Raw genomic sequence first — 25,571 nt, 5'->3', positions numbered from 1 at the left:
GTTTCCGGAGGGGGTTGGGGAGGCGTTTGGGGGGTGGGGGGACGAGCAGGCGGGGTGGAGTTCTCGGGTGGTGCCGGGGAATGTGGCTGGGGTGGGGTGGTGGTTGCATTTTCATAGTTACTTGGTGGTGGAGCGGGCGGGGGTGACGTTGGTTGATGTGGGGGTTGGGCCGGCGGGTGGGGAGGCGGCTGAGTGGTTGGGGGTGAGTGGGCGGTTGCCTCGGTTGCTCGCGCAGGTGGGGGTGGGGGTGACGGATGTGGATGCGGTCGTGTTGACGCATGTGCATCTGGATCATGTGGGGTGGGCCAGTGATGGCGTACGGCCGATGTTTCCGCGGGCGGAGTATGTGGTGCAGCGGGCTGAGCTCGATCATGTGCGCGGCGGGGCGACGTACCTGAACCGGATTCGGCCGATCGAGGAGGCCGGGCAGTTGCGGGTGGTGGAGGGGGAGACACAGTTGCGCGGGATGCGGTTGCTGCCGACGCCGGGGCATACGCCCGGTCATCAGGCGGTGGTGACCGAGCGCGCGGTGCTGGCCGGGGACGCGTTTGTGCATCCGGCGCAGGCGCGCTGGCCGGAGCTCACCTATGTGTACGAGCGCGACCCGGCGGTCGCCGCCACGTCCCGCCGCGAGCTGCTGTCGCTGGCAGCCGCAACCGGCATCCCGATCGCAGCCGCCCACCCCCATCCCACCCTGAACGTCCACCCCAAACCCACCCACCCATCAGCCCTGCCCGGTGGATCATCGCCGACCCCGGACAGCCAACTGCCGCCGGGCGGAGGTGATGAGCCGTCGCCGGGCTCCGGCAGTCAGCTGGCTGCTGGTGAGTGGGGCATCGTGCCTGGGGTTTTGGGTGGGGATGGGCGAGGGGTTTGTCCGGTGTATCGGGTTCAGCGGTAGTTGGTGGTGTCGGCGGGTTTGCCGGGGTCTTGGACTTCTACGATGTAGCGCCAAGCGTCGGGGCGGCTGCCGTCCAGGTCGGTGAAGCCGTAGAGCCGCGCCAACTCGCCGCTGGACGTGGATTTCCCGTTCCAGCGGCGTACGTCGGGATCGCCCGCGAGGGCCGCCACCGCCCGGCCGACGTAGGACGGGCTTTCGGAGATCGCGAAATGCGGGACCTTTTCGATCGCGTCCCGCCAGTTGTCCTCGCGGACACCGAAACCTTCGAGCATCGCCTCGGAGCGCAGCCACCCCGGCGTGAGCAGCACGGCGGTGCCTTCGTACTTGTCCAGTTCGTGCGCGAGCGCGTACGCCATCCGGCTGACCGCGCCCTTGGCGACGTCGTAGAAGAACGACACGCGATAGTTCTCCGCGTTGTACTCGTTCGTCCCGTCGGTCATCTCGACCACCAAACCGCCCGGTGTCTTGATCAACAGCGGCAGCGCGTAATGACTCGTGATCGCGTGCGTGTTCACGCCGAGCTGTAGTAGCCGCAGACCGCTCTCGAGGTCGCTCTCCCAGACCGGCTTGTCCCACTCGGGCTCGCTGCTCTGACCCCAGATGTCGTTCACGAGAATGTGCAGCGCGCCCTGTTCGCGCTCGATCCGCTCGACCAAGGCCCGTACCTGCTCGGGGTCCAGATGGTCCACCGGTACAGCGATACCGCGACCGCCCGCCTGGTCGACCAGCTCCGCGGTGTCCTCGATCGTTTCCGGCCGGCCCATCTCGGACTGCCGGTCCCGGGTGGTTCGCCCGGTCACGTACACGGTTGCTCCGGCCGCGCCGAGCTCGACCGCGATCCCGCGCCCGGCCGCCCGGGTCGCGCCGGCGACCAGCGCCACCTTCCCCGCCAACGACTGCATCCCAGCTCCTTTATTCATACGTTGTACGATTATGTATCGTACGTCGTATGGTTAATGCGGGCAAACGGTCCGGGCGGCCTCGCGCCGGGGAGGAGCGGCTGAGCCGGGAGGCGATCCTGACCGCGGCGCTGCGGATCGTCGACGACGAGGGCATCGACGCGCTGACCATGCGCCGGCTCGCGGCCACGCTGCAGGTCAACCCGATGTCGCTGTACCACCACCTGCCGAACAAGTCCGCGGTACTGGCCGGCTTGGCCGAACTGGTCTTCGCCGACCTGACCCCCGTGAACCGCACCGACGCAACCAACCCGGCAGACTCGGCGGATCAAGCGACCGCAGCAGCAGCAGCGTCGTGGCAGGACCAGCTCAAAGAAGCCGCTCGCGCCTACCGCAACGGTCTGCGTGCCCACCCCAACCTCGCACTCCAGGTCCTCGCCGACACCTCAGCGGTCTCAGGCGTAGTAGTAGCCACGATGGAACCCTTCTACCGCGCCCTCGACCAAGCCGGCCTGTCCCCACGGGAGATCTTCGAAGCAGCCAACACCTTGATCGACTTCATCCACGGCTTCAGCCTCGGCGAGGCGTCCGTCCGCGCCGACACGTTCGAGCTCGCCCCCGACCTGATCGCCCAGGTCAACGCGCTCCCGCCCGGCAAAGCACCCACCCTGACCCGAATCGTCGGCGAACTCGGCGAAACCGGACTCGCCTACGACTTCGACAGCGGCTTCGAGTCAGGCCTGGCGACCGTGACAGCGGGTATCGCGGCCCGACGTTAGACATCCGACAGGTCCGCGGAGCTGCGTGGTGCCGGCAGCGCCCGCGGTACGACAAACGCGGACAGCAGCACCGGGATCGTCAACGCCGCAACCAAGATGGACATCGGGTACCAGAACGATCCGATCGCGAAACCGGCGTACACGGCGATCGCGGAAACCTCGGCGAACAAGCCCGAGACCGAGGTGACGGTCGCCCGCGCCGGCCCGGTGATGGCGTCCTGCAGCCGCGACTCGGACACGACGATCACCAGCTGCATCACGCCGTACCCGAGCGCGATCGGCAGGAAGCCCCAGGCCGACAGGCTCAGCGCCCCGCTCGCGATCAGTACCGCGGTCGCCGCCAGCCCGATCGAAAACATTGCTGCCGGCAACTTGTACGCCGGCCCCGCGAGCGCGCCGCCGATTGCCTGCGCGGCGACCGTACCCGCGATCAGCAGCGGGATCGTCCCCGTCGCCGCACCGGTCTCACTGGCCAGCAACGGGAAGTACTCGTCGAACGCCAGGAAGCCGCCGAGCAACGCGACCAGCAGGACCGCGCGCCGAACCAACTGGGTCGACGCCACCTCGGACACCCCGGCTCGAAGCATCTGAAGATAGTTGCCGAAGGCAGCTTTCACCCCCGGTTCGGCCGCCTCGCGGGCGTTTTCCACAGCACGGGTCTCCGGCAGCGACCAGGCGACGGCCGCTTGGGCGAGGCAGCTCAGCACGCTCACCACTCCGGCCAGCACGTACCCGCCGAGGTCGAAGAGCGGTGCGGCCAGCAGGGTTGCCGACAAGTTCATCACGAACCCGGCGGAGCGGGCGCGGCCCAGTAGCGCCGGAAAGTGCTCGGTACGATCGCGGGCGGCGAGCTCGTCGTACGCGAAGGCTTCGTACGTACCGGAGATCAATGCGCCCGACGTACCCCACAGGATGAAGCCGAGCGCGAACCCGGCGAAGGACGGGATCGTGATCCACGCCGCGTACCCGAGTCCGCTCAGCAGCGCACCGAGAATCAGCAGCTTGCGCCGCGAGTACGTGTCCGCCCAGGCGCCCGACGGCACTTCGAGCACGAACCCGGTCGCGGACCAGATCACGAACAGCGTCGAAATCTGGGCAGCCGACAGTCCGTGATCGTGGAAGAGCAGCTGGTACAGCGGGTACAGGGGGATGAAGTCGCGCAGTGCCTCGAACGCGACAATCCGGACCGACAGGCTTCGGTCAGAGCGTCAAAGGTGCGGGCTCGGCAATCTCATGCGTCGACGATACCCGGTAAATGGCGCGCGTACCCGGGTGATTTTCGGTCAGAGTAGAGCGATGGGACAGGTGAGCGAACGGTTCTGGGCGAAGCTGCCGGAGGGCAGCCGGGACGCTCTCGTCGGCGGGTTGAGTCAGTCGGAGCTGCAGTCCGTCCTGCTGGACGTGTCGCGGGAGCGAGCCGCGAAGGTGACGCCGGCGCGGCTGCTGCAGCGCTGGCAGCAGGACCGGTTCGTGCGGCCGTCGGCTATGGATCCGCGGCAGCTGGTGAAGACACAGCGGCGGTTGTGGGAGCTGCTGCCGGAGAAGTTCGCCGGGGTTCAACTGTCGCCGCTCACCCCGCTCGGTACGTCGTCCGCGATCGCCCCAATCAATCAGCACCAGGTGGTCAGTACGGTCCGTGGTACCGAGGTGGCGAGTGATCCGACCAATGAGCTGGCGATCGAGGCGGCTGTACGCCGCCGCGCGGGGAAGGACCGCGTACACCTGGCCGCGTGCCAGCGAGTCGTCCGTGCACAGGCGTTCGACCAGCCGTGGATGACCGCGCATTTCGAGCTGTTCGTGCTGGTGTCGAGCGCCCGCGACACCGGTTCAGGCCGTACGGAGGCGGAGCTGCTGATCGACCACCTCCGCTTCTGGCACTCCGTACTGGGCGAAAAGGCGGAGCTGGCGTTCACGTCCTTCAAGCCGTCAGCCGTCCAGGACCGCATCGAAGACACGGTCCGCCCCGCGCTCGACGTCCCGTTCACCGAAGACACGGAGCGTACGAAGGGCGCCGCGTACTACGCCGGCACCGCCCTTGGCATCGGCCAAGCCGGTACCGAACTCGGCGACGGCGGCTTCACCATCTGGACCGCCGACCTCCTCGGCGACGCGAAGGAACGCTGCCTCACGTCGTGCATCTCCACCGAGGGCCTGACCGCCACCGAAGTCTGAGCGGCCTTTATCGGAGCTTGAAGCGGCCGGGCGTCTAGCGGAGCTTGAGCAGCCCCGCGTCGGTTGGGCGGAAGCCGCACGCGTCGAGGTAGAAAGCGGTCAGGTGCGGCTCGAAGTCGACGTGCAGCCATTCGCAGCCGGCCGCCCGGGCCTCCTCGGCCGCAGTGCGAACGAGCTGCCTGCCGATCCCCTGGCGTTCGTGGTCGGGGTGGACGGCGGTGTCGAGTACGAACGCGTGCGCGCCGCCGTCCCAGCAGACCTGGACGAATCCGATCAGCTGATCGTTGCTGAAGGCACCTACCCAGGTCAGCGCCCATCGCTCCAACCGCTCGCGCCACAGCTGCACTTCCAGCTCGCCACCGAACGCGGCCGCATGCAGCACGGACAACTCCCGATCATCGACCGGGAAGCGCGCAACGTACTTCACAGCGCCTCCACAGCCGCTTGCAGGCGGGCGTTCCACCCGGCGGCCTCTCCCTCGGGCAGATCCGCCATGGTCAGGTAGCCCTGCACCATCACCGACGGCAGGACATGCTTCAGCCCGTCGACCTCGCCGTACGCGTCCAACGCCTCTTGCCAGCGGTCCGGCTCCACCGACGACACCAGGAACCACGCCAGATCGAGCACCCCGGGCGCGGCCGACACGTCCTCCCAGTCGAGGAACGCGACTTCACCGTTCGGTCCGGTGCGGAGATTCTGGGCGGACGCGTCACCGTGCACCAACGTCAGCACGCCGGCCTGGTCGACCGCCCGCTCGGCCTCGGCGACCTTGCCGACCAGGCGCGCACCGAAGTCGCGCACCGGCGCGCTCAGGTCACTTCGCTCGGCCAGCGCCGGCCACGTCTCGTCGTACAGCGCGGCGACCAAGTCCTCGCCGGCTCCGAGCGGGCGCAACCACGGCCAGCGGACGTGCGCTTGCCCGGACCAACGATCGTGCAGGTCGCGCAGCGCGCGTGCACCGGCGTCCGGCTCGGCGCCTTCTGCCCAGGCGGACAGATCTTCCAGTACCAACAGAGTGCCGTCCGCGGACGCCTCGGATTCGTAGCAGGCGGGCACGCGTACGCCGACGACTGGGGCGATCTCCCGGTAGAACCGCACCTCGGACTCGAAGATGTTCAAGACGGCCGGGATCGAACCAGGAGTTGCCGGTGACCGGCGTTTGATGTGGGGCACCCGGTCAGGCTATGCACAACCGCGGAAACCAGCAGGTGGTTTATCCACAGGCTGCTTCGGTGCTGATGAGTACAACGGTGCTGTCGGTGGTCAGATCCAGCCGGTCGCGGGCCGCGCGGACAGCGGCGAGGGTTGCGGCGCCGCTGGGGCCGGAGGAGATGCCGGCAGCCTTGAGGTCGTCCACAGCTTGGAGCGCGGCGTCGTCCTCGACCGTGACGGAGTAGTCCAGCCCGGAGCGCAGGACGGGCCAGGCGAGCGACGAGGGTGTGCCGCAGTTCAACCCGGCCATCACAGTCGCGCCCGTCGGTACGCTGACCAGCTCATCGGCAAGCAGGCTCGTCGTGATGCACGATGCGCTCGCCGGCTCAACGCCCAGAAGTGCAGGCGCGGCTGATCCGCTGCGGTAGTGCGTGACCGCTGCCTGCGCCACCGATCCGACACCCATCGGCACAACCACCAACTCCGGCCGCACCTCGATCTCGCGGAACAGGGTCGAGTATCCGTCCACGATGTGCCGCGGAATCACCTCGTACCCCGGCCAGGCCGAGTCCTGGATCAGCAACCGATCCCCCGCCGCGTACGCCGCCGCTTCCGCCACCGCGGCGTCGTACGAATCCGCCACCACGGTCACCGTCGCACCCTCGGACCTGATCGCCTCCACCGCGACCTCACCCACCACATCCGGTACGAACACGTGCGCCGCCAACCCGAGCATCGCCGCCCGGCGGGCGACCGCGCGACCGTGATTTCCATCGGTCGCGGTGACCAGTTCGGTCGTACCAGGATGATCCCGTACCGCGCGGTGGATCGCCCACCATGCACCCAGCGCCTTGAACGCGGGCAAGCCAAGGCGCTGCGACTCGTCCTTCACGAGCACCTGCCCGACACCGAGCTCGCTCGCCAGCGCGGGTACAGCCGTCAGCGGGGTCGGGCGGTACGACGGGAGGCTCTGGTGAAACGCGAGCACTTCGTCCGGAGCAGCTGTCGTACGCCACGACCTCGCGGCCGGGTTCTCGTACCAGCGGACCAACTAAGCGACCAGCGCGAAAGCCTGTGCGGAGGCGCGTGGGCCGGAGGGGATCTGGAGGTGCGAGCGCTCCTCGACGCGGATCGCCGCTGTCTGCAGGCGTACCGGCAGGGTCTGGCGGACCGCGGTGGCCAGGTCGAACTGCACCTCGGCCAGCAGGTCGGTCAGCTCGAGCTCGAGCGCGCGGCAGATCGCGGCCAGGATCTCCGAGGAGGGCTCCTTGCGGCCGCGTTCGATCTCGGACAGGTAGGGCACCGACACCTGGGCCAGCTCGGCGAGCTCACGCAGGGTGATCCCCCGCTCGCGCCGCAATCGGCGGAAGACGTTCCCGATCACCTGACGTAGCAACACGACTGGCCCTCCTCGCCTCCGATGTCCTGTACCGAGTGTGCCATCCCGATGCCCACGACCCGCCCTCGATCTGCCCTCAGCAGATTCTCCCCCGCACTTTGGGAAGCCACCGCGCGTTCTCGCGGCGTGAATATGCGTGGTGGCTTCACAAAGAGGGTCAGCGGAGGGCGGCGGCTAGGTCGGAGGTGAGGTCTTCGGGGTCCTCGAGGCCCAGGGAGAGGCGGAGGAGGGCGTCGGAGGGCTTGGCTTCGGCGGTGACGAGGCGGTGGGTGAGTGCGGCGGGGTGCTGGATCAGCGTGTCGACGCCGCCCAGCGAGACGGCGTGCGTGATCAGCTTCAGCCGCCCGGCGACCCGGGACGCCGCTTCGTACCCGCCGGCGACGGTGAACGCGAGGACCGCGCCCGGCCCGGACTGCTGGCGGCCGATCAGGCCCTGCGGGTCGGCCAGCCCCGGGTAGTACACGCGCTCGACCGACGGCTGCGCCGAAAGCCAGTCGGCGACCTTGATCGCGGTCGCCTGCTGGGCGCGTACGCGGACCGGCAATGTCTGCAGTCCGCGATGAAGCTCGTACGCCGCCATCGGATGCAGCAGACCGCCCGTGACCGCGCGGATCTGCCGCAGCCGGGCAACCCACTCCACACCGCCCGCGACGACTCCACCCATCACATCGCCGTGCCCGCCGAGGTACTTCGTCGCCGAGTGCAGTACCAGGCTCGCCCCGTGCCGAGCCGGTTGCTGCAGTACGGGCGTGGCGAACGTGTTGTCCACAAGCACCGGTACGTCGCCGGCCGCGGCCGCGATCGCCGCAATGTCGACGAGATCGACGGTCGGGTTGGCCGGCGTCTCGACGATGACCAGGCCGGTGTCCGGCTGGATCGCTGACCGGACCTCGGCGGGCCGGGCGTACGTGACTGTTGTCCCCAGGAGGCCTGTGGACAACAGGTGATCGGTGCCGCCGTAGAGCGGGCGGACGGCGACCACGTGCGGCGTACCCGCGGCGACGGCGGCCAGCAGGCACGCGGTCAGCGCCGCCATGCCGGAACCGAACGCGACCGCGCCGTCGGAGTGCTCAAGCTCGGCGAGGGCGTCCTCGAAGCGGGCGACTGTCGGGTTCCACAGCCGCTGGTAGACCAGGCTGCCGCCGTCCGGAGCGCGGCCCTGCGTGAGCGTGTCGTACGCCGCTCCGCCGGTGTCGACGCTCGGCAGCGGATAGGTGGTGGACAGGTCGATCGGCGGTACGTGGACGCCGAGCGCGGACAGGTCGTCGCGGCCGGCATGCACCGATCGGGTGTCGAGCTGGGTCATGACTGCCTCCTCACCGGGTTGTGCGGTGAGGTTGGAATATTCTGCAACTTTGACGCAATAGTTCCGAAGAAAATTCGTCCACAGGCTCATCCACACGCTGTGGATTCTGTGGATAGGCCCTACAGTGATGGCATGCCGAAGGATCGTCGGACGCCTGGACCGGCGCCACGAGCCACTCCCGGCACGGCTTCCGGGCCTGGCAATGGCACTGGCACCGCCGGGCTGGACGAGGTGGACCGGAAGCTGGTCGCGCTGCTCAGCGCGGACGGCCGGATGCCGAACAACGCGCTCGCCGAGGCGACCGGGATCGCGCCGTCGACCTGTCTGACCCGGGTCCGGGCGCTCCGCGAGCGCGGCGTGATCCGCGGCTTCCACGCCGACGTGGATCTGGCCGCGCTCGGTCAGCCGTTGCAGGCGCTGATCGCGATCCGGATCGGCGCGCACTCACGCGACGAGATCGACCGCTTCCGGAAGAAGGTCCCGCGGCTGCCTGGGGTGCTGTCGCTCTTCCATGTCAGTGGCGCCAACGACTACCTGCTGCACGTCGCGGCGGCGACGCCGGACGCGCTACGGGAGTTCGTGCTGGATCACTTGACGGCGGATCCGGCCGTGAGCCACGCGGAAACGAGCCTGATCTTCGAGCACGTCCGCGGAGGTTGATTACTGCTTCTTCAAGCCCCAGGCCTCGGCGAGGAGCTCGAAGGAGCGGCGGCGCTCGGCCGGGTTGTGGATGTTGGTGGTGATGATCAGTTCGTCGGCCCCGGCAACCTCGGCGCGGCGGCGCAGGTCGGCGGCCACTTGGTCAGGCGTGCCGGTCGAGACCAGCCCGGTCCAGTCTTCGATCGCGGCCAGCTCGGCGTCGGTCCACGGGTACGCCGCCGCTTCCTCGGGCGACGGGAGCGGACCCGGCCGGCCGGAGCGGAGGTTGAGGGTGGACAGCGCGTTGGCGCGGGCGAGCTGCGCGGCGCGCTCCTCGGTCTCGGCCACGATCGCGGCCAGTGCGAGGATCGCGTGCGGCTTGCCGTCGTGCTCGAGCCGCTGGAAGTTCTCCTTGTACGAAGCGATCACGCCGGACGGGTCGAGCGTGCCGAAGTGCCCGGCGTACGCGAATCCGGTACCGAGCGCGGCCGCCGCCTGACCGCCGTACGTGCTGGAGCCGAGGATCCACACCGGCGGCAGCGGTACGTCGTCCGGCTGCGCACTGATCGGCTCGAACGGGTGACCGGCCGGAAAACCTTCGGCGTACGCACGCAGCTCGGCGTACTGCTCGGTGAAATCGTCCGCGCCGAGCGCCTCGCGACTGCGGCGCAACGCGAGCGCGGTGCGCTGATCGGTACCGGGCGCGCGGCCGATGCCGAGGTCGATGCGGTCGGGGTACAAACCACCGAGGACGCGGAACGTCTCGGCCACCTTGAGCGGCGAATGGTTCGGCAGCATGATGCCGCCGGAGCCGACGCGGATCGTGGACGTGGCCGCCGCGACGGCCGCGATCATCACCTCCGGGCTCGTGCTCACCACGCTCGGGATGTTGTGATGCTCCGCCAGCCAGAACCGGTGGTACCCCGCCGCCTCCGCGGTCCGGGCCAGTTCCAGGGTCTCGTGCAGCGCCTGTGAGGGCCGCGAACCCGTCGGCACCGGCGAGAGGTCGAGCACGGACAGGGGCATCGATTCGGCGGTCACGTTCAACTCCCAACCACCACGCCGGCGAACCTATTCCGGATACGGGGTGGCTGCTCGGGCGTCGCGAAGACTGCGCGCCCACCAGGCGAGTTGCCGGAGCAGCGCCGCGGCGGCCGTGGACGTGGTCGGGTCGACCGGTTCGCCATCCACGAAGTCCTCCTCGCGGAAACCGAGGCTGTCGCGGATCGTCACCGCGTGCAGTTCGCCGAAGACCAGTCGGAGCTGCTCGGCCGCGCGCAGCCCGCCGGAGCGTCCGCCGTACACGACGAATCCGACCGGCTTCGCGTACCAGGGTCGCCGGACCGCGTCGATCGCGGTCTTCACATCACCCGGGTACGCGTGGTTGTACTCCGCCGTGACGATCATCACCGCGTCGGCGTCCGCGATCCGCACCGCCAATCCGTCGAGTGGCGCGACGCTCAGATCGACGAGATCGAGCTTGAACTCGTCCGCGCGTTCGGCCTGGCGGGCGAACCAGCGCGTCACCGCCGTACCGAACCGTCCCGGCTCGAGAGTGCGCGTCAGCACGACGAGCCGGAGCGGATGAACAGTCACAGCTCAGGACGTTAATACCTCAACTCGACTTGAGGTCAACCTGTCTCACTGTGACGGAGCCGACTCGGGCGGCGGTGGCGAGACCGGCGGGGACGGGTTCAGCCCACTCTGGGCCGCGTTCATCAACGGCGTCGAGTCGTCGAGCACGCCGACGGTTTGCCAGGCCTTCGTGACCGCCGCCAGCTGTGGAGCGTCGGCACCGAAGAGGGTCTGGGCCGCGGCCTGGGTGGCGGCGGCGAAGTCCTTGAAGCCGGCCGTGGCGGGCAGCGTCCCGGACGTGAGGGTGGCGTACCAGATCTTGCCGGCGTCGTCGTACGCGTTCCCGCCGATCCCGGTCGCGGCCAGGTAGAACGCATGGTTCGGGATACCCGAGTTGATGTGTACGCCGCCGTTGTCGTCGCTGGTGTCGACGTAACCGGACATCGTGGCCGGCTGCGGATCCTTGCCCAGCCGCGGATCGTCGTACGCGGTCCCGGGCGCCTTCATCGATCGCAGCGCGACGCCCTTCACCCCAGGCAGGAAGAGGCCGGCGCCGATCAGCCAGTCCGCGTCCGCGGCACTCTGACCGAGTGCGTACTGCTTGGTGAGCGACCCGAAGACGTCCGAGATGCTTTCGTTCAGCGCGCCCGATTGCCCTTCGTAGGCGAGGTTCGCGGTGTACTGCGTGACGCCGTGCGTGAGCTCATGCCCGGTGACATCGATCGATGCGGTGAAGTTGCCGAAGATCTCGCCGTCACCGTCGCCGAACACCATCTGCGCGCCGTTCCAGAAGGCGTTCGCGTACGCGCGGTCGTAGTGCACCGTCGACGTCAGGACCAGCCCTTTGCCGTCGATCGAGTCCCGGCCGTAGCACTCCTTGTACAAGGTCCAGGTCGCGCCGGTGCCGTCGTACGCCTGGTTGACCGCCTTGTCCTGGACCGGGGCATCGCCCTCGGAGCGGACCAGCGCGCCGGGCAGGTCGGTGCCGTTGTGCGCGTCGTACACCTTGCGTTGCCGGCCGCCGGGTGCGTCGACCGGACCGGCCGAGACGGCCGAAGGTGCCGGCGCGGCAGGGCGGGTACGAAGCACGGCGTCGTGCTGCAGCGACTGCCGATACCGGGCACGGAGGCTGGGGTCTCCCGCGGACCGCTCGAGCTGCTCGAGCAGGTACGGCGGGATGATCGAGTGGAACACCACTACAGCAAAACGCCGCGAGCGGATAAACTCAAGCATTTGTGGCCGCCGCAGCGTGACTTTTACTGCGTGTCATTCAAATGCGGCTGAAAACCAACGGGTGGTATTTTAACACGAGGGGTTGCAATTTGCCGAATCCGGTCGAGGCCGAACAGGCACACCTGATCACGTTCTACGCCGCGCTGGACGCCGAGCGCGCGCGGACCGAGGCACGCACCGACGACGAACAGCAGGTCCGGACCCGGAACGCGCAGGCCCTGCACCAGCGGGACGGCCGGATCCGCGACCTGAAGCTCCGGCAGGCCCGGTTGAATGCCGCCGAGGAAGGCCTCTACTTCGGCCGGCTGGACACCGCCGAGGGCGAAGTCCTGCACCTCGGCCGGCTCGGCCTGCACGACGCCGACTACGAACCGTTACTGGTCGACTGGCGTGCACCGGCCGCCCGGCCCTTCTACATCGCCACTGCCGTGGCGAATCACGGCGTCGTCCGCCGCCGGCACGTCCAGACCCGGTTGCGCCGCGTAGTCGACGTCCAGGACGAGCAGCTCGACCTCGACCGGGAGGCGGCCGACCCGTCCAAGCCCGGCACCGGCGTGATCGGTGAGGCCGTCCTGCTGAAGGCGCTGGAGGCGCGCCGGACCGGGCGGATGGAATCCATCGTCCAGACCATCCAGTCCGACCAGGACCGGATCATCCGCTCCGAACTGCCCGGAATCCTCGTCGTGCAAGGCGGTCCGGGGACCGGCAAGACCGCGATCGCGCTGCATCGAGCCGCATTCTTGCTCTACACCCATCGCGAGCAGCTGGAAAAGCGGGGAATTCTTGTCGTCGGGCCGAATGCGGCGTTCCTGCGCTTCATCGGGCAGGTTCTGCCGTCGCTCGGTGAAGACGGAGTTCGCCTGGTCACGATCGCCGAACTGTTCCCGGGCGTGACCGCGACCCGGCCGGAGAGCGCGGATGTGAAGGGCCGGACGGTGATGGCCGAGGTGATCGCGCAGGCTGTCGCTGATCGGCAGTGGCTGCCGGGCGAGCCGTTGCGCGTGACGGTCGACCGGACCGAGCTCACTCTGGACCCAGCGGTCGTCGCGGCCGCGCACGCGCGCGTCGGCAACCGGAACCTCACGCACAACCAGGCGCAGCCCTTCTTCCGCAAGGACATGGTCGACCACCTGACGGACCAGTACGCCGAGCTGATCGGCACCGATCCGCTCGACGGCGAACAGTTGCTCGATGAGTACGACCTGGCCGAGCTGCGCAAGGAGGTCCTCGCCGAGCCCGCCGTACAGGTCTTGCTCGATCAGCTGTGGCCGTTGCTCAGTCCACAGAAACTCCTCGAGGATCTGTACGGCGACGAGGCCCGGCTGGCGTCCGCGGCGCCGCAGCTGAGTGCACTGGATCGCGAGCACCTGCTGCGGTACGGCGACGACTGGAGCCCGGCCGACATACCGCTGCTGGACGAGGCCGCGGAACTGCTCGGCGACGACGGCACCGAGGCGGCGCGCGAACGAGCCGCTCGGGCGCGCGCGATCGCTTATGCACAAGGCGCTCTGGACGTACTCTCCGGCTCGGGATCGACCGACTTCGACGAGGACGACGACGCGGAGATCCTGACCGCGAAGGACCTGCTGAACGCCGAGGCGCTGGCCGAGCGGTACGAGGCGGACGACGACCGTACGCTGGCCGATCGCGCCGCCGCGGACCGGCGCTGGACGTACGGGCATGTGATCGTCGACGAGGCGCAGGAGTTGTCGCCGATGGCCTGGCGGGCGATCGCGCGCCGGTGCCCGCTGCGATCGATGACCGTGGTCGGCGATGTCGCGCAGACCAGTTCGATCGGCGGCGGTACGTCATGGGCGAGCGCGCTCGGTGAGACGTTCGGCGATCGTTGGCGGCTCGCCGAGCTGACGCTCAACTACCGGACGCCCGCCGAGGTGATGGAGCTCGCGAACGAGGTTCTCCGCGAAGTCGATCCGTCGGCCCGGGCGCCGGAATCGGTCCGGTCGACGGGCGTCAAGCCGTGGCACGTCGACGTACCAGCGGCGGAGCAGGCGCTCTATGTGTACAAACTGGCCGCAGAGGAGACGCACTACGGCGAGGTCGGCGTGATCACGTCACGCAACCGGCTCGAGCTGCTCCAGGAGGCGGTCGACGGGCTCAGCGGAGTCAGCGTGCTGACCGCCCGCGAGGCGAAGGGCCTGGAGTTCGACTCGGTACTGGTGGTGGACCCGGACGGAATCGTGATCGAGTCACCGCGCGGCCTGCGCGACCTGTACGTCGCACTGACCCGCTGCACGCAGCGCCTTGGCGTCATCGGCGAGCTGCCGGACGTGCTGAAGGAGTCAGCTTCCTGGGGATGAGTCCTTCCCGTGCCGGCCGAACAGCCGGGCCAGGTTCACGTCGAAACCCCAGCCGAGCGCCTTCGGCGTGAACAGCCTTGGCTCGTCGGGATTCCACCACCGGGACTTGAGCCGCTCCCTCGTCAGGGGCCGCCAGTCGTAGGGGACACCAAGGAACTTGCCGGTCTTACCGCCCATACTCCGACGATAGCTCGATCAGTGATCCGCGCAGCACTTTTGTTGGTGCTGCAGCTCGAATGGGATCAGGACGTCACCGGCGGCCGGCTGGACCTGCAGGACCAGGCGGCCGTCGCGGCGGACCGGGCGGAGGAAGTCGAGCGTGTCGATCAGCGTGTCGTCGCCGACCGGTACGCCACCGATGCCCTCCAGTTCGTCGATGCCACAGCGGGTACGCAACTCGGCCGCCGGTAGTACGCCGTGGCCTTGTTCGTGACCCGGCCAGCGCACCACGCGGCCCTTCGTACCGAGCGCGGCCTCGACCGCGGCGACGTACGCGCCCCGGACCAGGCGGCTCGGGCCGGCCAGCTCGGGCTCGGTGGCGCCTGGCCTGGTGATGGCCAGACCAACGTTGCGGTCAGCAACCACTTCCCGGATCGGCTCGGCCAGGTCGGCGGTACTGGTGAGCGAGACCGCGACGTGGGGCCGGTCGTCGCCCGACACCAGATGGGTGAGGGCGACGACCGGCTGGTCCACGGCCGCGATCAAGTCGTACAGCAGGTGGTCGGCCGCGGCCAGGTCCGTGCTGCCGGCATCGATCGCGATGATCACAAGGTAGTCCTTACTTCGGCAGGACCCAGATCGGGTTGGTGTAGAACCAGAGGTCGACCCAGGGGTCCGCGTCGCCGACCACGTCCAGTTTGGGGCCGGACGGGTCCACCGCGGCGCCCAGGTACCCGGGCTGGCTGCGGTTTCCGTCGGTACCCCGGACCCGGACGTACTGCGCTTCCTCGGCCCGGCCGAGCGGGTACACCAGCTCGAACGTGCCGCGCTTGCCCGAGGTGTCCCACTGCTTGACGACCTTGGTGTTCGGCGCGGTCATCGTGTCCTTGTCGCTGACCGGACCGGTGACCGATCCCTGGATCACGTCGACGCGGTTCAGCGTGGGCACGAAGTTCGACCAGTTCGGCATCGTCTGGGCGGTGATCCGGACGACCAGCTCGATCGCGCGGCCCTTCTTCACGATCAGTGCGCCACCGAGCGGTTCACCGTACCGTTTGCCGACCTCGCGTACCTCGACCTCGACGCCCTTCACCAGCGCGCCGTGATCGACCCAGACCCGGCCGTTGCGCAGGCCCTCCATCACCGCGAGGTAGTCGCGGCGGTCGGCGCCGACGTGCGTGCGGCTGTAGTACCCCGGCCAGAAATCACCGGCAGTCGTGTTGATCGCGTTGCCGTAGACCGGGTCCATGTACCGGCCGTCGCGATCGAACTGCGCCTGGGTCGAACCGTCCGGGCGGCGGGCGGTCTCGTTCCAGTTCACGTGCGAGTCGGAGTTCGCGGAGATCCACCACGGCTTGCCCTCCGCCAGCAGGCTGTCCCAGAGACCACCGACGGTCGCGGTCATCCAGTCGAAGCCGCCCCAGGTGCGGTAGCTCTCGGGCGGGTAGGCGGCGAACGAGTTCGGGTTCGGCGAGTTGCCGTAGTACCCACGGGCGCTGGCGCCGCCGAGCGGCTTCGGCAGACCGGCCGCCTGGTGACCGGGCGCACCCTCGAAACCGACCGCGATCCGCGGGTCGGCGTCGCGCCAGTTGCGGATCTCGTGCGGGCTGTCGATGCCGTTGCGGGCCGGGTGGTTGGCCAGGAACAGCGCGTCCGCGACGCGGCGCTTGTCGACCTGCTGACCGAGCCACTGGATACCCGACACCGCGAGTGCCTCGTTGGCCGGCGAGTTCGAGCTCGCGTTCTTCACGCTGCCGTCGTAGCTGTTCTCGAACTGCTTGAGAACGTCGACCTCCCGGCTGCCCGGGGCGACGAAGACCGTGCCGTGTTCCGCGGCCGGAATATTCCACTCCAGGCCCTGGAAGATCAGCGTGTCGCGGAGCTCGCTGCGGGCCGCCTTGATCTGCGGATTGACAAGGTCGACCCCGATCCGGGCGTGCGTCGCGCCGCCGTGATCGGTGATCACCAGCCAGTCCAGGCCGTACGCGGCGGCGTGCCGGGCCTGGTCGATGACGCGGTACATGCCGTCGGAGCTGAGCTGGGTGTGGATGTGGTGGTCACCGGCGAGCCAGACGTTCGGCCGGTTCCCGTGCTGTAAGATCCAGCCGTCCTTGATCGACTTGTTCGGTGCGGTCGCGGCGGCGAACTGCGCACCGCTGACGGCGAGCGCGGCCGTACCACCGAGAATGCCCGCGGACCGGAGCAGTCCGCGCCGCGACACCTCCGTCGGCGACAATTCGTGGTCCGGGACCGACTCGTCCAGCGCGGCGAGCGTCGCCTGGTCGAGCTCGTCGTTCGGCCGGTGCTGATCGTGATCGTGCCCATGTCCGTGGCCGTGGCCGTGGCCGTGGCCATGACCGTGACCGGCGGCGGGTGAGTGGTCGTGCGAGTGCCCCATCGGCTGCTGTCCTCCCTTGGCGGATTCGGCCGGATCATCGCCTTTTTCGATGACCACCAGGTGTTGCCGAGATGAACCGTTCCGGCAGAGTGGTCTAGTCACAGCCCGCGGCCCGCCCGTGTCGAAGAACGCCGGCCGGTTCCGACGTACGCGATGTCGGAGGTTGGCGAGAGGAGAGATTGTGACGAAGCCGGTGCTGAACAGCATGTTGCTGGGCACGACGGACCCGGAGCGGTTGAAGGCCTGGTACCGGGACGGGTTCCACGCGGAGGTCGACGGCTATGGGAACCTGGATCTGGGCGGGTTCGGGCTGGTGATCGAGCGGCGCGACGACGTGGCGGCGAAGAACGCCGAGCCCGGGCGGTACATCGTGAATTTCGCGGTCGAGGACATCGAGGTGGCGGCCGCACACTTGCGCACGCTCGGGGTGGAGTGGCTGGTGCAGCCCGAGGATCGCGGGGTGGGCTGGTTCGCGACGCTGGTGGACCCGGACGGGAACTACGTGCAACTGATCCAGATGAAACCCGAGTACTACGCCAATAAATGAGAAAAGTTCGCACCGGACTTGGGGGGCCGGTGCGAACTGGGATATCTCACGGTATTTGTCAGGCGCATTGGTGGAGAAAGTGGCGGCAAGCGAGGGGCAGAACGCCCACACTCGCTTGCCGCCCCTGGCCGGTGCCTTTGCTGGATCGAGGTGAGGCGACTCGACCTGGCCGGGTTCCGCGGTGGGTTGTCTGGTGAGGTACGGAACGAGGAAAGGGACCGGGGTCTTTTCTCAGCGGGGTGCTACGTCCCACATGCGCTCGCCGGGCAGGGGGTCGGGGAGCTTGTCGACGGCGGGCATCGGGTCGTTCGTGACCCAGAGACCGGCGAATCGGCGGCTCATGGCGTCTGCGTACCGCTCGGCCAACGCCGGCTCGGCGTTGTAGTCGGCGATGACGTGCTCACCGAACCAAACCCGCACGCGTCGGCGCTGAACGGTCTGGGTGGCGGTGGCGGTTGTCACTGGTCCTCCTGGCTGTTACTTCGAGGTGGGTCGGCCTGGAAAACGCGGGCGAGCGCGGTGCCGGTGCGCCGTGTTGTGTTCACCGTCACGTCAGATCCAACGGAGAACGCCGAGCCGAGGTCACGCCCGAATTCAGAATTTCTCGGCTTTTTCGGACCGCCCGGATCCGAATTGTTCGTCCGTGTGTTCGATTACTGAAAAGGACCCCGGACGGAGACGCCACCGTCAAGTACGAGCTGCTGCCCGGTGACGTACGCGGCCGCGTCCGACGCGAGGTAAACCACCGCCTGGGCGACCTCCTCGGACCGCCCGTACCGGCCGACCGGGATCTCGTCCACGACGTCCGTGATGGCGGCCGCGTTCGCCACCGCGGTCGCGATCGCGCCGGCCGCGGCGATGTTCATCCGGATGCCGTCGCGGGCGTACTCGGCGGCAACCGTCCGGGCCAGACTGAGCAGTCCGGCCTTCATCACCCCGTACGCGGCCTGCTCGGGTGCCGCCATGAACCCGGTGACCGAACCGACGCTGACGATCGCGCCGCCGGTGCCCTGATCGAGGAAGACACGAAGGGCGGCCCGGACCGCACGGGCGACGTACCGGAGGTTGAGCTCGTAGATCGTGTTCCAGTCCTCGTCGGCCATTTCATGCAGCTTCACCGCCGGTACGAACGCGACCTGCCCGCCGACCACGGTGACAAGTACATCGAGCCCGCCGAGCCGCTGCACCGCGGCCGCGATCATCGCGTCGAGATCCGCCACCGACCGGACATCACCCGACACCGGGTACGCCGTGCCGCCGCCGGAGCGGACCGCCTCGGCCGCTTCCTCGGCGCGGCCCGGATCGAGGTCCGCGACCAGCACGGACGCACCTTCGTTGCCAAGGGCTTCGGTCGTCGCACGGCCGATGCCGCCACCACCGCCGCCGATCACCAGGGCTCGTTTGCCGGTCAGTCGCATGGGTGGAGCGTAGGCCGGGAGAGGACCTGGAAGGGGGCTGAGTTATGTCATGAGATTCACAGGGATTCCTCAGGTAGGACACGCCGAAGCTGTCAGAAGCGGTCCGTACGCTGGAGCTGTGACCATCGAAGACGCTGGAATCAGGCCACTGACCGAAGGACCCGCGGAGGAGCGGATCGAAACGGCTCTGGTGGTGCCTGAGCGGGTCATCGGCGGTGTGGTCGCCTCTCCGGTTCGGCCCGGCCCGGCAGGTCTGACGGCGGTTCAGACCGAGCACCTGATCGGTGACGTCGGCGACGCGCTCCGGCTGCTCGACGCGGTCGAGCGCGTCCGCGGCCACGCCCACCCGTTGATCCTCGGCCTGCAGGACGCGGTCGGGATGAAGATGCCGGCCGCACTCGTACTGAACGCGATCGCCAACGGCCGCAGCACCCCCGGCGAGGTGGCGCAGCAGGTCGGGATCACCGCCGGCGAGGCCGAGCTGGCGATCGCCGACCTGGAAGCACTCGGCATGGTCCGGACCACTCCCGAGCTCGCCGTCACCGGCATGGGCCAGGCGCGGCTCTCCCAGCTCGACGGACTCACCGTCCGCATCCTCGACGTGGTCACCGGCATCCTCGGCCCGACGGACGCCGCCCACCTGGTACGCCTCCTGCACACCGTCGCCGACGGCCTGGAATCCGCCTCGGTAGCCGCCGCCGTCAACACCGCCCTCCCCCAAGCCGCCCTCCACAACTAGCCGCCGCGCCGTCCCGCGCCTCGCCGGGGTGGCTTCTCCACCGTTCTTGTGGGTTCTCTGCTCGTATGCCGGTGGAGAACCCACCACACGGGTGGATAAGCCGTGTCGAGAATCGGGTACTGGCGTCGACGTTCCTGGTACCAGCCAGCGGAGGAGGAACGTGATGTTGCGGGACAGTAAGGCGTTCAGTGGGTTTTCGGTGGGTGACGTCGCGGTGGCGAAGGAGTTCTACACGCGGACGCTGGGGCTCGAGGTCGCGGAGGAGCATGGCATGCTGCACCTGCGGGTCGCGGGCGGTACGCCGGTGCTGGTGTACCCGAAGCCGGATCATGTGCCGGCCGAGTACACCGTGCTCAACTTCCCGGTGCCGGACATCGAGGCGGCGGCGCGGGCGTTGACCGAGCGGGGCGTGACGTTCGAGCGGTACAACGACAAGCAGGACGAGCTTGGGGTGTTCCGCGGCGGTGGGCCGTTGATCGCGTGGTTCAAGGACCCGGCGGGCAACGTGCTGTCGATCATCCAGCAGTGAACGCGATCCCTTCTCCGCCTACGGGTGGAGAAGGGATTTCCATCTCCCCGGCGGACGGGGGTGCGACATAGGTTCGATCGAAGAAGCACACCTGTGTGAAATAGGAGCTCTTCGATGAACCACCTGACCGCAATCCTCGCGACCACAACCCTCCTGACCACCACCGCCGCTGCCCCAAGCACCCGCCACCCATCACCCCCACCACAGAACCGGTTGGGGGCGGCTGCAGCCGGGCCTGTTCCCCGGTTGACGGCGGATGTTGATCGGGATGGGCGGCTCACTCGGGCTGATGATGCGGGTAAAGGCAGTTGGGGTGGTGCTCGTGGGGCGATCTTCCTGCCTAATCTGGATGACGACGAGCATCGGTGTACGGTCGCGCCGGCCGAGCTGGATGCGCCAGGGCGAACCGTCGACGACAAGCTCGCCGCCTGCAACGATGCCGCCGACGACCGCATCAACGGTCCACGTGACGCAGCCGACCTTGCGCCCCTCGCGATCGATGCCGAACGCAACCTCTCCCCCAACGCCACCGGCCACATCACCATCACCCCAGCCGACAAGGCCCGCGTCTTCGTGAACGGCCAAAACTCGGCCGGCGCCGCACCGAACGCTTCGACGCCGGCCAGCTCCGCGCAGACCTTCCTGACAGCGGATCAGCTGCGGCGGGGCGTTCGCCTGCAGCTTGAGGGGCGGGATGTAGTGCGTGATCCGGCGGTGTGGAGCGGACAGATCACCGTCACGGTGACCGTTACCGACAACGGCCGCACCGCCGCCGACTCGGTAAAGATGCGGGTCGCCCCGCTGATGCTCCAGAACGATCTCCAGCGCGCGCAGACAGTACTCGCCGCGCAACCGGCCAAAGGACAAGGCTGGTGGGGCGGCACACCCCCGTACCAGCAAGGTGCTCCCGGCGACTGGCCGCGGTTCGCCAAGACGTTGCGCCAGGCAACCAGTACGACCGGTGCCGGGCTGCGCTTCCTGAAAGGCACGCCGGACGGCTGGAAGGACATGTGGACGCAGGACACGTTCGAGCCGGCCACGGTGAGCATGCCGGCTGTCGGCGGTGCGCACACGATGCGCATCCTGATCCGCTCCGGCAACCTGTGGGACTACCCGGAGAAGAACACCCCGCGCCCGGCCGGACGACTCTTGTACCGCGATCTGCGCGGCCCGGACGTCGGCGTCGTGCAGCAATTCGGCGACAACCAGGCGCCCGGCGTCGACGACCTGCTGAACATGGGCGGCAACCTCGAGCTCCTGCCGCCGTACCCCGGCTACCCGCACGGCCGCGTGTACTACGGATCAGGCGCGCGACGCCCCGACCCGACCTTCCTCAAGCTGATCACCGGCCAGGGCTATCAGTCGCCGCTCTCGTACGACACGTCCTGGCTTCTCGTCGGTCACGCGGACGAGACAGTGCACGTGGTCCGCGCGAACAACGCCCGCGGCTGGACTCTCGCAGTCGCCGACCCGCGCCTCGCCGTACGCCTCCTGCGCGATGTCCAACGCCAAGGTGGTGGCCGTCAGCAACTGTTTGCGGACACGAAGTCGGCGCACAAACCAACAGTCGACCAGCTCCTGAGCACCGGGCTCACCGGCAACGAGGCAGCGGCGAAGCACATCGACGACCAACTGAAGATCCTGCTGAAGGCGACCGGTCTGCGTACGAGCGAACTGGTCCGCCTGCCGGTGTACTTCACCCGCGTACCCGGCTACGACCGACTCAAGGCACTGACTCCGGGCCTGGTGAACGGCCTGTCGCTCACCGACCGGCAATTCGCCGCACCGGACCCGCACGGCCCGCGACTGAACGGACGCGACGTGTTCCGGCAGGCGACCGAGCAAGCACTCGCGAAGAACGGCGTGCGGGTGCACTGGGTCGAGGACTTCTTCTGGGCACACCTCGGTGGCGGTGAAGTGCATTGCGCCACCAACGCCCTCCGGGACACCCGCGGGACTACGCCTTGGTGGTCCGGAAACGCAGCGTCGGGAACGACGTCTCGATAAAGCCGAGTCCGCGGTAGAGGTCGATACCGTCATCGGTCGCGTGCAGCTCGACCTGGCCGACGGCGGTCTCGTCCCGGAACCAGTCCATCAACGCGACCATGCAGGCGCGAGCCAGGCCGCGCCTGCGGAAGTCCGGCTCGGTGCTCACGTTGTACACATGACCGCGGACTCCGCTCAGGTCGTGCGGCCCGGGCGCGTGGGCGTCGACATTTCCGGCCGCGCCCGCGACCACGCCGGCGACCGGGTCCTCGGCGACGTACGCCGCGAACGTGCCCGGCGATTTGAGCTGATCCACGAACCAGTCGCGGGCCGTGAGCTGCCACGGTGCGTCCGGTCCGCCGACCTCGAGGCCCATCGCCGCCAGCATCAGTGCGCGTAACCGGACCAAGGACTCCGCGTCGGCAGGCATCGCCCGCCGTACCTGAATGTCGATCACCTGCTCGATGATGCCAACTTTTTGCCTGCCGAGTTAGTCGTAGCAGCCATGGCCCCGAGCAGAGCCCAGCGAGCCGCGCGTGGAAACCGGGCACGCCGAGCGAGAACGCGGCGACGGTCCGCGATCGCCGCGCTCGCGATCGCGGTCATCGGTGTGCTGGTACCGGGGACGGCATACCTGGCGGCGCGGCGTACGCGGCTCGGCGCGGTGGTGACGGGAATCACCCTCGCGGTGTACTGCGCCGCCGCGTACGTCGCACTGCGCCAACGCGATGCGGTCGTTGCCTGGGGACTCGATGCGAATCGGCTGCTCTGGATCATCGGCGGCCTGATCGCGGTCGGTGTCGTGTCGGTGATCGTGCTGGTCACGTCGTACAAGATGCTCCGGCCGATCACGCTCGCACCCGTATCCCGGTTGTTCGGCTCGCTCGTCGTCGGCGTGGTCTGCTTCGCGCTGGCGGTCAGTACGGCGAGTGGTACGCAGAAACTGCTGGCGCAGCGCGAGCTGGTGCGGGTCTTCGCAGGCGACGGGGCCAAGAGCCAGACCCGGCCGACGATCGCCGCGAACAAGGACGTCTGGCGGCAGCTGCCGCGACTCAACCTGCTGTTGCTGGGCGCCGACGACGGCAAGGGCCGCGACGGCTCGCGGACGGACTCGGTGATGGTCGCGAGCATCGACACCAAGACCGGTGACACCTCGCTGATCTCGCTGACCCGGAACTTCATGCGGATGCCGTTCCCGGCCGATTCACCGCTGCACAAGAAGTTCCCGACCGGTTTCTGGGATCCGAAGCTCGGGGACGTCGAGCAGCCGGAGTTCTACCTGGACGCGATGTACCGGAACATCCCGAAGAAGTACCCCGGCATTCTCGGGCCGTCGGACAACGAGGGCGCGGACGTACTGAAGGTGTCGGTCGGCGAGGCGCTTGGGTTGAACATCCATTACTACGTGCAGATCAATCTGGCCGGGTTCGCGCAGGTGGTGGATGCGCTGGGTGGGATCACGGTGAACATCAACTACCCGGTTCCGGTGGGCGGGAACGACGACCAGAAGATTCCGCCGAGCCGGTACCTGCAGCCGGGGCCGAATCAGCCGCTGAACGGGACCGATGCGCTGTGGTTCGCTCGCGGGCGGTACAACGTGCCGACCGCGGACCTGGCGCGGCAGGCGCGGCAGCGGTGCACGTTCAAGGCGATCGTGGAGCGGGCGACGCCGCAGAACGTGCTCGCGAACTACGAGTCGATCGCGAAGGCGGGTGAGCAGTTGATTCGTACGGACGTGCCGCAGAATCTGCTGAAACACCTGGTCACGCTGGGGCAGCGGGTGAAGACCGGGAAGATCGCGAACATCGATCTGAACAAGCAGAAGAACTTCCCGAACGGACGGAACCCGAACTACGCGGGGATGCGCGCGATCGTGGCGCAGGCGACCGGTCCCAGCCGGCCGGCCGGGTCCGCTGGACCACACAAGACCACGACCGTCCCGCCGTCGACAGTCCCACCGTCCACCGCCGCACAACCGTCGGCAAACCCATCCCCCAAGCCCTCGCCCAAGCCGTCGGCGAAGGACACCGCCGACCTGACCTCGGCCTGCGCCTACAACCCCGGCCCACCCAAGTAGACCCTGGGTAGACCGGGCTGGTGATCGTGCGGTTGAGCAGTCGGAGTTGTCAGGCGTAGCGGACGCCGAGGCCGCCGTCTACTGCCCAGTTCGCGCCGGTGACGAAGGCGGCCGCGTCCGAGGCGAGGAAGCAGACGACCTCGGCGACGTTCTCCGGGGTGCCGATCCGGCCGAGTGGATGCACGCCGAGCGCCTTCTCCCGCTCACCCGGGATGGTGTCGAAGAACTCCTCCAGCAGGTCGGTGGAGATGTACCCCGGGCTGACCGCGTTCACCCGAACGTCATGCGGGGCGACGTCGAGGGCGAGCGAGCGGGTCATCCCGACCAGCCCGGACTTCGCCGCCGCGTACGGGAACATGCCCGCGGTCGTCAGCTGGGAGTGGATCGAGGCGATGTTGACGATCGAGCCGTGCCGGTTGTCGATCATCGGCTGCAGCACCTGGCGGGACATCAGGAACGCGCCCTTCAGGTCGACGTCGAACACATCGTCCCACTCGGCCACGGACATCTTCGCCGGGTCGGCGTACGAGTTCTTGCCGGCGTTGTTCACCAGTACGGTGGCCGGCCCACCGAGGTCGTCGGTCAGCTTGCCGACGGCCTGCCGGACCGACACCTCGTCGGTGATGTCACCGACCGCGGCCGCCACTTTCGCACCACTCTCGGCCAGCTCCGCGGTGGTCGCGGTCAACGCGTCCGGCAGGATGTCGATCAGCCCGACCGCGGCACCCTCCGCCGCCGCCTTCACCGCGACCGCCCGCCCGATCCCGCGCGCCGCCCCCGTCACCAGCACAACCTCGTTCGCCAACCGTCCGCTCACCAACATCTCCCTCACCTAGGCGTCACCAAAACCCTAGTCGGAACCAACGACCCACCGACCGCGCTCCCACACACCGATCACCCAAACCCCCGCACGCCGCCCCGCCCCGGTCGACCCCACGCACAGCACCCTCGTCGCCACCCGCCCACAGCAGCCGTCCGCCGCGTGCACACCTCAACTGCCTGCGCCCTTGGGGACCGAAGGACGGGTAGTCGTGGTCGGCTCCGCCAGTCCCTGAGCGTGCCGCACCGGCGCTCACCTGCCATCAACTCGCCCACCACCCGTTCGTCGGTACCGATCCCGTGGAAGCGCTGAGACGCCGTCCACAAGGTGACACCGCGACGCCACACCTCCGCGTGCACCACCCACCGCCCACACCCTCACCGCGTACGCCCGCCGCCCCGACTGCCTGCACCATTGGGTACCGAAGGACGGGTAGTCATGATCAGCTCCGCCGGACGCTGAGCGTGCGGCACCTGCGTTCGACGGCTCCTGGCCGGACCACTACCCGTCCTTCGGTACCGATCA

27 protein-coding genes are annotated in these 25,571 nt (G+C 68.5%); 10 read left to right on the top strand and 17 right to left on the bottom strand.

Features of this window, described 5'->3' with window-relative positions:
* The first annotated feature begins 124 nt into the window (after window positions 1–124).
* Window positions 125–901, top strand: coding sequence for an MBL fold metallo-hydrolase (locus ABD260_RS34030; protein WP_344240441.1), 777 nt, complete (start codon window positions 125–127; stop codon window positions 899–901).
* On the opposite strand, the gene ABD260_RS34025 is transcribed toward ABD260_RS34030, so the two are convergent.
* Window positions 892–1,803, bottom strand: a complete 912-nt coding sequence (locus tag ABD260_RS34025) for an SDR family oxidoreductase (protein ID WP_344240439.1) — start codon at window positions 1,801–1,803, stop codon at window positions 892–894. The two genes, ABD260_RS34030 and ABD260_RS34025, sit on opposite strands and share 10 nt — an antisense overlap.
* A 47-nt stretch (window positions 1,804–1,850) precedes the next feature.
* On the opposite strand from ABD260_RS34025, the gene ABD260_RS34020 reads away from it, so the two are divergent.
* Complete coding sequence (locus ABD260_RS34020) at window positions 1,851–2,579, top strand: TetR/AcrR family transcriptional regulator (RefSeq protein WP_344240437.1); 729 nt, start codon at window positions 1,851–1,853, stop codon at window positions 2,577–2,579.
* On the opposite strand, the gene ABD260_RS34015 is transcribed toward ABD260_RS34020, so the two are convergent.
* On the bottom strand, window positions 2,576–3,715 hold the full coding sequence (locus ABD260_RS34015) for an MFS transporter (RefSeq protein WP_344240500.1): 1,140 nt from the start codon (window positions 3,713–3,715) through the stop codon (window positions 2,576–2,578). The two genes, ABD260_RS34020 and ABD260_RS34015, sit on opposite strands and share 4 nt — an antisense overlap.
* A 160-nt stretch (window positions 3,716–3,875) precedes the next feature.
* Here ABD260_RS34015 and ABD260_RS34010 point away from each other — a divergent pair, with 160 nt between their 5' ends.
* Window positions 3,876–4,751 carry a hypothetical protein gene (locus ABD260_RS34010; protein ID WP_344240435.1) on the top strand — a complete coding sequence of 292 codons (876 nt, stop codon included), beginning with the start codon at window positions 3,876–3,878 and terminating at the stop codon, window positions 4,749–4,751.
* Window positions 4,752–4,785: 34 nt separating this feature from the next.
* Here the strand turns inward: ABD260_RS34010 and ABD260_RS34005 are convergent, their stop codons facing one another.
* From ABD260_RS34005 to ABD260_RS33985, 5 genes are all read right to left on the bottom strand, one after another.
* Entirely contained in the window at window positions 4,786–5,178 is a 393-nt protein-coding gene (locus tag ABD260_RS34005) for a GNAT family N-acetyltransferase (RefSeq protein WP_344240433.1), read from the bottom strand.
* Window positions 5,175–5,924 (bottom strand): phosphotransferase family protein, encoded by a 750-nt coding sequence (locus ABD260_RS34000; protein ID WP_344240431.1) that lies wholly within the window; start codon window positions 5,922–5,924, stop codon window positions 5,175–5,177. Before ABD260_RS34000 ends, ABD260_RS34005 begins: the two co-directional genes overlap by 4 nt.
* Before the next feature lie 40 nt (window positions 5,925–5,964).
* Complete coding sequence (locus ABD260_RS33995; RefSeq protein ID WP_344240429.1) at window positions 5,965–6,954, bottom strand: pyridoxal-phosphate dependent enzyme; 990 nt, start codon at window positions 6,952–6,954, stop codon at window positions 5,965–5,967.
* Complete coding sequence (locus ABD260_RS33990) at window positions 6,955–7,302, bottom strand: helix-turn-helix domain-containing protein (RefSeq protein ID WP_344240427.1); 348 nt, start codon at window positions 7,300–7,302, stop codon at window positions 6,955–6,957.
* 157 nt (window positions 7,303–7,459) lie between these two features.
* Complete coding sequence (locus ABD260_RS33985; protein WP_344240425.1) at window positions 7,460–8,608, bottom strand: trans-sulfuration enzyme family protein; 1,149 nt, start codon at window positions 8,606–8,608, stop codon at window positions 7,460–7,462.
* Between the two features lie 132 nt (window positions 8,609–8,740).
* Here ABD260_RS33985 and ABD260_RS33980 point away from each other — a divergent pair, with 132 nt between their 5' ends.
* Window positions 8,741–9,268, top strand: a complete 528-nt coding sequence (locus ABD260_RS33980) for an Lrp/AsnC family transcriptional regulator (RefSeq protein ID WP_344240423.1) — start codon at window positions 8,741–8,743, stop codon at window positions 9,266–9,268.
* Here the strand turns inward: ABD260_RS33980 and ABD260_RS33975 are convergent, their stop codons facing one another.
* From ABD260_RS33975 to ABD260_RS33965, 3 genes are read right to left on the bottom strand one after another with little or no spacing between them, the layout of a single operon-like run.
* Window positions 9,269–10,288, bottom strand: a complete 1,020-nt coding sequence (locus ABD260_RS33975) for an LLM class flavin-dependent oxidoreductase (protein ID WP_344240421.1) — start codon at window positions 10,286–10,288, stop codon at window positions 9,269–9,271.
* 30 nt (window positions 10,289–10,318) lie between these two features.
* Complete coding sequence (locus tag ABD260_RS33970) at window positions 10,319–10,843, bottom strand: NADPH-dependent FMN reductase (RefSeq protein ID WP_344240419.1); 525 nt, start codon at window positions 10,841–10,843, stop codon at window positions 10,319–10,321.
* A 45-nt stretch (window positions 10,844–10,888) separates the two neighbouring features.
* The gene (locus ABD260_RS33965; RefSeq protein WP_344240417.1) at window positions 10,889–12,016 is read right to left on the bottom strand and encodes a M4 family metallopeptidase; all 1,128 of its coding nucleotides are present in this window, start codon (window positions 12,014–12,016) and stop codon (window positions 10,889–10,891) included.
* A gap of 128 nt (window positions 12,017–12,144) precedes the next feature.
* Here ABD260_RS33965 and ABD260_RS33960 point away from each other — a divergent pair, with 128 nt between their 5' ends.
* Window positions 12,145–14,373, top strand: coding sequence for a HelD family protein (locus ABD260_RS33960; RefSeq protein ID WP_344240415.1), 2,229 nt, complete (start codon window positions 12,145–12,147; stop codon window positions 14,371–14,373).
* Here ABD260_RS33960 and ABD260_RS33955 read toward each other — a convergent pair.
* The 3 genes from ABD260_RS33955 to ABD260_RS33945 are packed head-to-tail and all read right to left on the bottom strand — an operon-like array spanning window position 14,356 to window position 16,987.
* Window positions 14,356–14,550, bottom strand: coding sequence for a DUF5808 domain-containing protein (locus ABD260_RS33955; RefSeq protein WP_344240413.1), 195 nt, complete (start codon window positions 14,548–14,550; stop codon window positions 14,356–14,358). The genes ABD260_RS33960 and ABD260_RS33955 overlap by 18 nt on opposite strands.
* Window positions 14,551–14,568: 18 nt before the next feature.
* Window positions 14,569–15,141 (bottom strand): hypothetical protein, encoded by a 573-nt coding sequence (locus ABD260_RS33950; RefSeq protein ID WP_344240411.1) that lies wholly within the window; start codon window positions 15,139–15,141, stop codon window positions 14,569–14,571.
* A 10-nt stretch (window positions 15,142–15,151) separates the two neighbouring features.
* Window positions 15,152–16,987 carry a PHP domain-containing protein gene (locus ABD260_RS33945; protein ID WP_344240409.1) on the bottom strand — a complete coding sequence of 612 codons (1,836 nt, stop codon included), beginning with the start codon at window positions 16,985–16,987 and terminating at the stop codon, window positions 15,152–15,154.
* Between the two features lie 124 nt (window positions 16,988–17,111).
* Here ABD260_RS33945 and ABD260_RS33940 point away from each other — a divergent pair, with 124 nt between their 5' ends.
* A complete protein-coding gene (locus tag ABD260_RS33940) occupies window positions 17,112–17,477 on the top strand; it encodes a VOC family protein (RefSeq protein WP_344240407.1) in 366 nt (121 codons plus the stop codon).
* 231 nt (window positions 17,478–17,708) lie between these two features.
* Here ABD260_RS33940 and ABD260_RS33935 read toward each other — a convergent pair whose 3' ends face one another.
* Together ABD260_RS33935 and ABD260_RS33930 are read right to left on the bottom strand one after the other, a co-directional pair.
* Window positions 17,709–17,939 carry a hypothetical protein gene (locus ABD260_RS33935; RefSeq protein WP_344240405.1) on the bottom strand — a complete coding sequence of 77 codons (231 nt, stop codon included), beginning with the start codon at window positions 17,937–17,939 and terminating at the stop codon, window positions 17,709–17,711.
* Window positions 17,940–18,130: 191 nt separating this feature from the next.
* Window positions 18,131–18,895 (bottom strand): SDR family NAD(P)-dependent oxidoreductase, encoded by a 765-nt coding sequence (locus ABD260_RS33930; protein ID WP_344240403.1) that lies wholly within the window; start codon window positions 18,893–18,895, stop codon window positions 18,131–18,133.
* A gap of 118 nt (window positions 18,896–19,013) precedes the next feature.
* Between ABD260_RS33930 and ABD260_RS33925 the strand changes: the two genes are divergently transcribed.
* The 3 genes from ABD260_RS33925 (at window position 19,014) to ABD260_RS33915 (ending at window position 22,170) form a co-directional block, all read left to right on the top strand.
* Window positions 19,014–19,634: a MarR family transcriptional regulator gene (locus tag ABD260_RS33925; RefSeq protein ID WP_344240401.1), complete on the top strand. Its 621-nt coding sequence runs from the start codon at window positions 19,014–19,016 to the stop codon at window positions 19,632–19,634.
* A 163-nt stretch (window positions 19,635–19,797) separates the two neighbouring features.
* Window positions 19,798–20,163: a VOC family protein gene (locus tag ABD260_RS33920; RefSeq protein ID WP_344240399.1), complete on the top strand. Its 366-nt coding sequence runs from the start codon at window positions 19,798–19,800 to the stop codon at window positions 20,161–20,163.
* 114 nt (window positions 20,164–20,277) lie between these two features.
* Window positions 20,278–22,170, top strand: coding sequence for a protein-arginine deiminase family protein (locus ABD260_RS33915; protein WP_344240397.1), 1,893 nt, complete (start codon window positions 20,278–20,280; stop codon window positions 22,168–22,170).
* Here the strand turns inward: ABD260_RS33915 and ABD260_RS33910 are convergent.
* On the bottom strand, window positions 22,121–22,606 hold the full coding sequence (locus tag ABD260_RS33910) for a GNAT family N-acetyltransferase (RefSeq protein WP_344240395.1): 486 nt from the start codon (window positions 22,604–22,606) through the stop codon (window positions 22,121–22,123). The genes ABD260_RS33915 and ABD260_RS33910 overlap by 50 nt on opposite strands.
* A 48-nt stretch (window positions 22,607–22,654) precedes the next feature.
* Between ABD260_RS33910 and ABD260_RS33905 the strand changes: the two genes are divergently transcribed.
* Window positions 22,655–24,226, top strand: coding sequence for an LCP family protein (locus ABD260_RS33905; protein WP_344240393.1), 1,572 nt, complete (start codon window positions 22,655–22,657; stop codon window positions 24,224–24,226).
* A 49-nt stretch (window positions 24,227–24,275) separates the two neighbouring features.
* Here the strand turns inward: ABD260_RS33905 and ABD260_RS33900 are convergent, their stop codons facing one another.
* Window positions 24,276–25,049 (bottom strand): SDR family NAD(P)-dependent oxidoreductase, encoded by a 774-nt coding sequence (locus ABD260_RS33900; RefSeq protein WP_344240391.1) that lies wholly within the window; start codon window positions 25,047–25,049, stop codon window positions 24,276–24,278.
* Between the last annotated feature and the right edge of the window lie 522 nt (window positions 25,050–25,571).

Source organism: Kribbella hippodromi, from assembly GCF_039531045.1.
Lineage (GTDB): Bacteria > Actinomycetota > Actinomycetes > Propionibacteriales > Kribbellaceae > Kribbella > Kribbella hippodromi.
This window is presented reverse-complemented; position numbering and strand designations above follow the sequence as displayed.

Bases quoted from the DNA above. Each gene is read 5' to 3' on its own strand.
- ABD260_RS33930 (WP_344240403.1), bottom strand. From the start codon at position 18,895: ATGCGACTGACCGGCAAACGAGCCCTGGTGATCGGCGGCGGTGGTGGC.
- ABD260_RS34020 (WP_344240437.1), top strand. From the start codon at position 1,851: ATGGTTAATGCGGGCAAACGGTCCGGGCGGCCTCGCGCCGGGGAGGAG.
- ABD260_RS33920 (WP_344240399.1), top strand. From the start codon at position 19,798: ATGTTGCGGGACAGTAAGGCGTTCAGTGGGTTTTCGGTGGGTGACGTC.
- ABD260_RS33900 (WP_344240391.1), bottom strand. From the start codon at position 25,049: ATGTTGGTGAGCGGACGGTTGGCGAACGAGGTTGTGCTGGTGACGGGG.
- ABD260_RS33915 (WP_344240397.1), top strand. From the start codon at position 20,278: ATGAACCACCTGACCGCAATCCTCGCGACCACAACCCTCCTGACCACC.
- ABD260_RS33985 (WP_344240425.1), bottom strand. From the start codon at position 8,608: ATGACCCAGCTCGACACCCGATCGGTGCATGCCGGCCGCGACGACCTG.
- ABD260_RS33955 (WP_344240413.1), bottom strand. From the start codon at position 14,550: ATGGGCGGTAAGACCGGCAAGTTCCTTGGTGTCCCCTACGACTGGCGG.
- ABD260_RS34025 (WP_344240439.1), bottom strand. From the start codon at position 1,803: ATGCAGTCGTTGGCGGGGAAGGTGGCGCTGGTCGCCGGCGCGACCCGG.
- ABD260_RS33905 (WP_344240393.1), top strand. From the start codon at position 22,655: ATGGCCCCGAGCAGAGCCCAGCGAGCCGCGCGTGGAAACCGGGCACGC.
- ABD260_RS33980 (WP_344240423.1), top strand. From the start codon at position 8,741: ATGCCGAAGGATCGTCGGACGCCTGGACCGGCGCCACGAGCCACTCCC.
- ABD260_RS34010 (WP_344240435.1), top strand. From the start codon at position 3,876: ATGGGACAGGTGAGCGAACGGTTCTGGGCGAAGCTGCCGGAGGGCAGC.